The following is an 8152-nucleotide window of genomic DNA, read 5'->3' as shown; positions in this document are numbered from 1 at the left end:
GTACGCGGTGACCGAGGCGTCCAGCTCACCAACGAGGAAGCAACGCCGTCCGTCCGGGTGGCGGGCGAGGTGTCGGGGCCCGGTGCCAGCCGTCGTGCGGATCCGCGGCGCGCGGGGCACCAGCCGTCCGGTCGCGTCGTCCAGGTCGTAGCGGTAGACCGAGTCGGTGCCGAGGTCGACCGCGAAGATCGGCCCACGACCGGAACCCGGGGAGACCATGTGGGCGTGGGCGTGGTCCTGACGATCCGGGTCGGGGCCGTGCCCCTCGTGCACCACCAGGTCGGTGCGCTGGCCGGGCACGCCCTGCGCGTCCAGCGGGAAGACCGCGACGCTGCCGCTGCCGTAGTTGGCCGCCAGCAGGTGGCCGCCGTCGGGAAGCACCGCCAGGTGGCACGGCTCGGCGCCACCGGTGGATCGGCTGCCGAGCGGAGCCAGCGCGCCCTCCGACCCGACCCGCCAGGCGCTGATCTCGCCGTCCGTCAACTCGTTGACCGCGTAGAGCACCGGTTGGGTGGGGTGCCGCGCCAGGAAGGAGGGCGACGCGGTGACCGCCACCGTGCCGAGCGGGGTCAGCGCCCCGGTCGTGGGGTCGCGGCGCGCCGCGACGATGCCGCTGCCCCGACCACCACTCTGGGCGGTGTATCCCCCGATGTGGACAACCTCATCCTGACCACTCACGTCCGACTCCTCCGCTGGCGTCCTCCGCTGATCCAACCAGAGGCTGCCCGCGAAGCCCTGCCGTTAACCGGCTTTCCGGCCCGGATCTCAGGCCGTCGGCACCGGCTCCCCGCGTTGTCGGGCCACATGCTCCACCAGTGAGATCAACACCATTTTCCCGGACTGCCGGTCCCGAGCGTCGCAGAGCACCATCGGCACGTCCGGGTCCAGGTCGAGGGCTCGGCGTACGGTTTCCAGGTTGAAGCGGCGGGAGTCGTCGAAGCAGTTCACGCCCACCACGAACGGGATGCCCCGCTGCTCGAAGTAGTCGATGGAGGGGAAGCAGTCGGCGAGCCGACGGGTGTCGGCGAGCACCACCGCGCCGAGGGCGCCGAAGGCCAACTCGTCCCAGAGGAACCAGAACCGGTCCTGCCCCGGGGTGCCGAACAGGTAGACCTGAAGGTCGTCGTTGATGGTGATCCGGCCGAAGTCCATCGCCACCGTGGTGGTCGACTTGCCCTCCACCCCCGAGGTGTCGTCGGTGCCGATCCCGGCACCGGTCAACACCTCCTCGGTCTGCAACGGACGGACCTCGCTCAGGGCGCTCACCAACGTCGTCTTGCCGGCCCCGAAGCCTCCCGCGATCAGGATCTTCAGAGCCAGCGGGATGGTGGTGCTGGTGCCCACATGGTCATAGCGCACGGAGTCCACTGACCACCGCCTTGAGAATGTCGTCGTTGGGAAGGATGCCGGCGGCCGGGGGCTCGTGCACCGCGACCAGGCCCTCGGCCAGGAGATCACCGAGCAGGACCCGGACCACGCCGACCGCGAGGTCCAGCTCGGCTGCCAGTTCGGCCACCGACACGGGCCGGCGGGACAGCGCGACCAGCCTTCGATGCTCCGGGAGCAGGTGCGGATGGTTCGCCGCGTCGACGTCGGATCCGGCCAGCACGAACGCGACCAGGTTGAAACCGTCGACGGCGGAGCGTACCCGTCCCCCGGTGAGGGTGTACGGGCGCACTACCGGCCCGGCGTCGCCGTCCAGCCACTCGTGCTGCGGCCCGGGCGGCTCAGTCCGCATCACCGGCTCCGGTCGACGATCGGGCCGGCGCGGAGAGGCTCTCCCCCACCCGGATGACAAGCATCGCCATCTCGTACGCGACCAGCCCGATGTCCGCGTCGGCGTCGCTGACCACCGCCAGGCAGGCACCCTGACCGGCGGCGGTGACGAAGAGGTACGCGGACTCCATCTCCACCACGGTCTGTCGGACCGGACCGCCGTCCACGTGCCGGCTGGCGCCCCGGGCCAGGCTGGAGAAACCAGCGGCGAGTGCACACAGGTGCTCGGCGTCGGAACGCTCCAACTCGGCCGAACAGCCGAGGAGCAGGCCGTCGGCGGAGAGCACCACGGCCTCCCGGGCGGCCGGAACCCGCTGCACCAGCTCGTCGAGCAGCCAGTCGAGGCCGGCGCTCCGCTTCGTCGATTGCTGCACTAGGCGTCCCTCTCAGTCGCGGTCGGGTGTTCGGGGGTGGGCTGCGGATCAGCGGGCGCAGCCGGGCTCGCGGGACCTGTTGGTGCCGCTGGCGCCGTCGTTGCCGTCGCCGTCGCCGTCGGCGTGGGTGCCGTCGACGCCGTCGGCGTGGGTGCCGTCGGGGTGATCACGGTGGCGCGTCCGCGCGCGGTGCCGGCCTGGAGGGCGGCCATCACCCGGCGGACCTCCTCCGGAGACCGGGGCGACGGCGTGTCCGTGACGGTCGACCGGGGTTGCGCGGTGGGAGCGCGGCGTCGCACCCGGCGCGGAAGGCCGTCCAGCTCGTCGTCGACCGTCTCGCCGGGGGTCGTCGACCCGGCTTCGCCGCGCCCGTTCGCGGGCGACGTGTCCGAGGTCGACACTCCGGTCCCGGACGCGGGCCGCGCGGCGACAGCGGCTGAGGCAGACCGGGCCGCGACAGCGGCTGAAGCAGACCGGGCCGCGACAGCGGCTGAAGCAGACGGAGCCGCGACAGCAGACGGAGCCGGCGGAGCCCCGACAGCGGACAGGGCCGCTGGTGGGCGGGTGCGGGCGCGGGGCACGGTGTCCCGGCGTGCCGGGCGAGCCAGCCGTCGGCCAGCGTCGGCCGAGGCGGCATCCAGCGTGGCAGGGTCGGGGCCGGCGGGGGGTTCGGTGGTGACGAGGTCCGTGGGGACCAGCACCACGGCGGTCACCCCGCCGTCACCGGAGGGGCGCAGCCGGACCCGTACGTTGTGCCGGGCCGCGAGCCGGGCCACCACGAACAGGCCGAGGCGCGCGCTCTGCGCCGGGTCGAACTCCGGTGAGGTGGCCAGCCGGGTGTTGGCGGTCTCCAGCGCCGCGACGGACATCCCCAGCCCCTGGTCGGTGATCTCCAGGGCGTACCCGTTGGCCACCTGTTCCCCGACGACTGTGACGCGGGTATCCGGCGGGGAGAAGGCGGTGGCGTTCTCGACCAGCTCGGCAAGCAGGTGGATGATGTCGCCGACCGCCCGGCCCAGCACTCCGGCCGGCTGCACGGCGGCGATGTCCACCCTGTCGTACGCCTCGACCTCGGAGATCGCGCCGCGGATCAGGTCGACCATGGCGACGGGGTTTCGCCAACCGCGGCCCGGCGCGGAGCCGGCGAGGATGACCAGGTCCTCGGCGTGCCGACGGAGCCGGGTCGCCAGGTGGTCGACCTGGAACAGCTGGGCCAACTCGTCCGGGTCCTCCGCGCGGCGCTCCATCCGGTCCAGCAGGTGCAGCTGGCGATGGACCAGGCTCTGGCTGCGTCGGGCGATGTTGAGGAAGACCTCGTTGAGCCCGCGACGCAGGGTGACCTCGTCGACCGCGGCCTGGACGGCGGTGCGCTGCACCTCGGTGAAGGCGCGCCCGACCTCGCCGATCTCGTCGTGGCCGTACTCCAGGGGTGGCGCCTCCCGGGCGACGTCTACCTGCTCACCTCGGCGCAACCGGGTAACCACATCCGGCAGACGGTGCTCGGCCAGGTCGAGCGCGGCGGTGCGGACGCCGCTGAGCCGCCGGACCAGTGTGCGACCGACCCGCAACGCCACCAGCACCGAGACCACCACGGCGACGAGCCCGAGCACCCCGGCCGCGGCCAGCCGGGCCAGGATCCCGACGGCCATCGGCACCGAACGGTCGGCGAGGTTGTCGGCCTCATCCAGCTCGAAGTCGCGGAGCTGCTGTTGGACGGCGTCGTGGCCGGCCTGCCAGCTCGCCGCGTCCACCGGCGGTCGGCCCGACCTGTTGGCCCCGATCAACGCGTCCTGCATGGCGCGCACGCTGGTGAAGTCCGGACTCTCGCTCAGCCGCTGGTACGCGGCGCGTCCCGCCTCGGGCAGGTCGGCCACCGCGCTCTCGGTGAGCCACCGCTGGTTGCCGATCATCTGTACGAGCTGGGCGTGCTCACCCGCGGCGAACCGGCCGGTGGTCAGCACCCCGGCCAGCATGGCATCGGTCTGGCCGAGCAACTCTCGGGATCGACCCAACGCGGTGAGCGCCAGAGCCTGCCGGTTGATGGCGGGATCGGTCAGGTTCGCCATCGCGGAGAACGCCTGGAAGGCCGCGGAGACCATCCCGCTGTAGAGGCCGACCACGCCGGTGCGGTCCATCAGGCGGCCGTCGATGAAGCCGCGACCGGTCGGCAGCGCCGACAGGGCGGTGACCAGGCGGTCGACGCGGTCCTCCAACAGGTCGTCGGCGGCGTCGCGCAACGCCTCCCCGTCGACCCGGCGGCGCAGCTCGGCGATCGCCCGATCGGTGCGCTGACGCTGCTCGGTCAGCGCCGGCAGTTCGGTGGTCCCGGCGAGCTGCACCACCGACAGCCGGCGTTCGCGTTGCAGCTCGGTGACCACTGCCTCGCCGGGACGACCCAGGTCGTACAGCAGCGTGCGCGCGGAGAGCAGGTTCAGCGCGGGACCGAAGGTCAGCGTCGTAGCGAAGATCCACAGGGCCAGCAGCGCGGTCACCGGCGCGACGACCAGTGCGGTCAGCTTGGAGCGGATCGGCCAGTCGCGGGTTCTCATCAGACCTCGCCCGTGCAGGGGTGGCAGGAGGGGCGCCGGCACCGCCGGGCAACGCGCCGGCCGGGTGCGTTGCCCGGCGTCGAAGCCGGGCACCGGCGCGGGCGCCTTGGGCAGGATACGTAATCGAGGGCCTTTGCACTACCGCCAGTCGCGCCAACATCGACGCTCCGAAATGCGGTCGACCGGGCAACGGCGAACGCCCCGCTGCGGACCGGCGGGGCGTCGTCGTGCTGCGGATCGGATCAGGCGTTGTCGGCGATGCCGAGCCCTTCGGCGACCCGCCGGCCGTAGGCGTCGTCGCACTGGCTGAGGTGCCAGACCATCTTCTCCTGGACCTGCTTGTCGCACTGACCCAACAGATTGGTCAGGTTCTTCACCAGGTCGTCGCGTTCCCACTGCGGCATGGTCCGGAAGCGCTCACCGGCCTGGCCGTAGTTGTTCTGCCGCTCGATCGGTGCCCGCATGACCCGGCCCGAGACGAACGGGCGGTACTCCCGGTACGACTCGTCGGCCTGTTGGAGACCGGCCACCGAGGACGGCTCGAAGTTGATGTGCGGGTTGGCGCCCCGACCGTCCACTGCGTACGCCATCTGGCCGCCGTCCTGGTTGGTGTTGACCTGGACGTCCTCCCGGGGAGCGTTGATCGGCAACTGGAGGTAGTTCGGGCCGACCCGGTAGCGCTGCGTGTCCGAGTAGGAGAACGTGCGCCCGACCAGCATCTTGTCGTCGGAGAAATCCAGCCCGTCGACCAGAACGCCGGTGCCGAAGGCGATCTGCTCGTTCTCGTTGTGGAAGTTGCTGATGTTGCGATGCAGCGTCATCATGCCGACCGGGCGCAGGGGGAAGGCGTCCTCCGGCCAGGTCTTGGTGTCGTCCAGGGGGTCAAAGGCCAGCTCCGGGTGCTCCTCGTCGCTCATGATCTGGACGTTCAGCTCCCACTGGGGGTGCTCACCGCGCTCGATCGCCTCGTAGAGGTCCTTGGAGGCGTGCCCCAGCTCGTACGCCTGGATGGCGGCGGCCTGCTCCTCGGTCAGCGACTCGATGCCCTGCTGCGACTTCCAGTGGTACTTGACCAGCACGCCCTCGCCGGCGGCGTTGACCATCCGGTACGTGTTGACACCGAAGCCGTCCTGGGTCCGGTAGCTGGCGGGGATGCCACGCGGGCTGAACAGCCAGGTCAGCATGTGCATCGACTCTGGGGTGTTGGACATGAAGTCGAAGATTCGGTTCGGTTCCTGGCGGAAGGTCACCGGGTCCGGCTTCAGCGCGTGGATGACATCGGGGAACTTGACCGCGTCCCGGATGAAGAAGACCGGCAGGTTGTTGCCGACCAGGTCCCAGTTGCCGTCCTCGGTGCGGAACTTGACGGCGAAGCCGCGCGGGTCGCGGGTGGCCTCGGAGGAGTCCCGGCCGCCGATGACTGTGGAGAAGCGGAGGGTCACCGGGGTCTTCTTGCCCCTGGTCTGGAACAGCTTGGCCCGGGTGTAGGTCGCTGCCGGCTCGTCGCCGATGGTCCCGTACGCCTCGAACTCGCCGTGCGCGACGAAACCGCGCGCGTGCACGACCCGCTCCGGGATCCGCTCCCGGTCGAAGTGGCTGATCTTCTCCAGGAAGTGGTAGTTCTCCAGCGTCGCGGGCCCTCGGGAGCCGACCGTCCGCTGCTGCTGGTTGTTGTGCACGGGATGGCCCTGCCGGGTGGTCAGGGTCGGCTTGCTGGCCGGTGGGTGCATCACCCCACCAAAGCGCCTCTTCTGGAACCAGTCAAGTTTCAGCGGCGCGGCGGGCCGCGTCCCTCCTCGGGAAGGGCGAGCTGCGTCCCTCGTCAGGAAAGTGTCCCGGATCGGGATTGGCGATCAGTGTGCGGAGGGAATACCAGATGACGAAGGAGGAGCCCATGTCGCCCACTCAGGTAATCGTCATCGTGCTCGTCGTGCTGGTGGTCGTCGCGGCGCTGGCCGTGGCCGTCCGGTCGCTGGGCCGCCGTCGTGCGCTGCGCGACCGTTTCGGGCCGGAGTACGACCGGGTGGTGGCCGAGCAGGACAGCCGGTCCGCCGCGGAGCGCGAGCTGCGCGATCGGGAACGCCGGCACGCCGAGCTCTCGCTCACCCCGCTCAGCCCGGAGTCCCGGGCCCGCTACAGCGCCGCCTGGGAGGAACTCCAGGTCCGCTTCATCGACTCGCCCGGCGAGACGGTGGGCGACGCCGACGAACTGGTCACCCGGCTCATCGAGGAGCAGGGCTACCCGACCGGGGACTTCTCCGACCAGATCGCGCACCTCTCCGTCGAGCACGCCCGCACGCTGACCAACTACCGGGACGCGCACGACATCCACCTGCGCAACGCCCGGGGCGAGGCGAGCACCGAAGAGCTTCGGCAGGCGGTCGTGCACTACCGGGCGCTCTTCGCCGACCTGCTCGGCGAAGAGCCGCTCGGCAACCGTATGCCCGAACAGCGCCACCACCCGGACCACGACGCCACGAGCCGCTGAGGAGGCCACCGATGCGCCAGGAAGAGCAGCAGGTGAGCAACGACCACCCGGAGGCGGTTCGCTCCGCGCCCGTGCCGGTACCCCCGGCCGGCGATCGGGCCGGCCGCTCCGACGTCCCGGAGGACGCCCTCGACGAGCGGGGCACCTTCGACGACCAGGGCACCGACCACGACCGGACCACCGACGCAAAGCAGACGAACAGCGCCGAACGGGACGCCGCTGACGATCCGGCCGACGAGGAGCGGGACCCGCGCCACCGGCGCGACGACCGGTCCACCGACGCGGAAGAGTTCCACGAGCCGGGTCCGCTGCCGACGACGTTCGGCGCGACCACGGTGGCCGACGCGGTGGCCGCGTCCGCGCTGGCCAGCCCGCGCCCGCAGGACCAGCCGGATCCCCGCGCGGAGCGGACGGCCCAGCCCGGCGACGGCGCCGAGGACGGCGAGCGCGAGGGTCTGCGCGCCGACCCGACCGCTGAGCTGCACCGCCGCGACACCGACGTCGACGACGCGCGGCCCGACGCGGACGCGGCTGGCTACGGCAGTGCGACACCGGAGATGGTCGACCCCGACGCGGACGGCGAAACGGTCCACTCCGAGGACACCGGCAGCTCGCTGGAGTCCGCCGGGACGTCACGGCCCGCCGGGTCGACAGTCGCGACGGCGGCGGCCACGCTGCTGGACGCGGACACCGCGCAGGGCTTCCGGGACCGCTGGCGCGACGTGCAGTTGCGTTTCGTCGACGATCCGCACGCGGCGGCCGGCGAGGCGCAGTCGCTGGTGGAGGAGGCCATCCAGGCCCTCTCCTCGGCGCTGGCCGCGCAGAAGAACACGCTGGGTGGGTGGCAGGACGCCGGCTCGGCCGACACCGAACAACTGCGGATGGCGGTGCGCAACTACCGGGACTTCCTGGACCGCGTACTGGGCCGCTGATCCACACGACCAACGGGGGCGCCTCGGCCGATC

At 71.7% G+C, this 8152-nt stretch carries 8 protein-coding genes; 2 read left to right on the top strand and 6 right to left on the bottom strand.

Going from position 1 to position 8152, the window contains the following annotated elements; genetic code table 11:
• The 6 genes from ACWCO3_RS27560 to ACWCO3_RS27535 all read right to left on the bottom strand — a co-directional run.
• The coding region (locus ACWCO3_RS27560) for a lactonase family protein (protein ID WP_450012798.1) at positions 1-678 on the bottom strand (678 nt) is incomplete at its 3' end.
• 87 nt (positions 679-765) lie between these two features.
• Entirely contained in the window at positions 766-1368 is a 603-nt protein-coding gene (locus tag ACWCO3_RS27555; RefSeq protein WP_357842458.1) for a GTP-binding protein, read from the bottom strand.
• On the bottom strand, positions 1349-1738 hold the full coding sequence (locus ACWCO3_RS27550; RefSeq protein WP_145779253.1) for a DUF742 domain-containing protein: 390 nt from the start codon (positions 1736-1738) through the stop codon (positions 1349-1351). Before ACWCO3_RS27550 ends, ACWCO3_RS27555 begins: the two co-directional genes overlap by 20 nt.
• Positions 1728-2150 carry a roadblock/LC7 domain-containing protein gene (locus ACWCO3_RS27545; RefSeq protein WP_145779252.1) on the bottom strand — a complete coding sequence of 141 codons (423 nt, stop codon included), beginning with the start codon at positions 2148-2150 and terminating at the stop codon, positions 1728-1730. Before ACWCO3_RS27545 ends, ACWCO3_RS27550 begins: the two co-directional genes overlap by 11 nt.
• Positions 2150-4699: a sensor histidine kinase gene (locus ACWCO3_RS27540; protein WP_450012795.1), complete on the bottom strand. Its 2550-nt coding sequence runs from the start codon at positions 4697-4699 to the stop codon at positions 2150-2152. The genes ACWCO3_RS27545 and ACWCO3_RS27540 overlap by 1 nt, the downstream gene beginning before the upstream one ends.
• Positions 4700-4941: 242 nt before the next feature.
• Positions 4942-6429, bottom strand: coding sequence for a catalase (locus ACWCO3_RS27535; protein WP_450012793.1), 1488 nt, complete (start codon positions 6427-6429; stop codon positions 4942-4944).
• 164 nt (positions 6430-6593) lie between these two features.
• On the opposite strand from ACWCO3_RS27535, the gene ACWCO3_RS27530 reads away from it, so the two are divergent.
• Both ACWCO3_RS27530 and ACWCO3_RS27525 read left to right on the top strand, forming a co-directional pair.
• Positions 6594-7187, top strand: a complete 594-nt coding sequence (locus ACWCO3_RS27530) for a hypothetical protein (protein ID WP_145779249.1) — start codon at positions 6594-6596, stop codon at positions 7185-7187.
• Between the two features lie 11 nt (positions 7188-7198).
• A complete protein-coding gene (locus ACWCO3_RS27525; protein ID WP_450012791.1) occupies positions 7199-8119 on the top strand; it encodes a hypothetical protein in 921 nt (306 codons plus the stop codon).
• Positions 8120-8152: the final 33 nt, after the last annotated feature.

The organism is Micromonospora sp. NPDC002411, assembly GCF_053592955.1.
This window is presented reverse-complemented; position numbering and strand designations above follow the sequence as displayed.

What these genes read in the sequence shown, in the direction of transcription:
- ACWCO3_RS27535 (WP_450012793.1), bottom strand. Translation starts at nt 6,429, where the DNA reads ATGCACCCACCGGCCAGCAAGCCGACCCTGACCACCCGGCAGGGCCAT.
- ACWCO3_RS27530 (WP_145779249.1), top strand. Translation starts at nt 6,594, where the DNA reads ATGTCGCCCACTCAGGTAATCGTCATCGTGCTCGTCGTGCTGGTGGTC.
- ACWCO3_RS27525 (WP_450012791.1), top strand. Translation starts at nt 7,199, where the DNA reads ATGCGCCAGGAAGAGCAGCAGGTGAGCAACGACCACCCGGAGGCGGTT.
- ACWCO3_RS27540 (WP_450012795.1), bottom strand. Translation starts at nt 4,699, where the DNA reads ATGAGAACCCGCGACTGGCCGATCCGCTCCAAGCTGACCGCACTGGTC.
- ACWCO3_RS27550 (WP_145779253.1), bottom strand. Translation starts at nt 1,738, where the DNA reads ATGCGGACTGAGCCGCCCGGGCCGCAGCACGAGTGGCTGGACGGCGAC.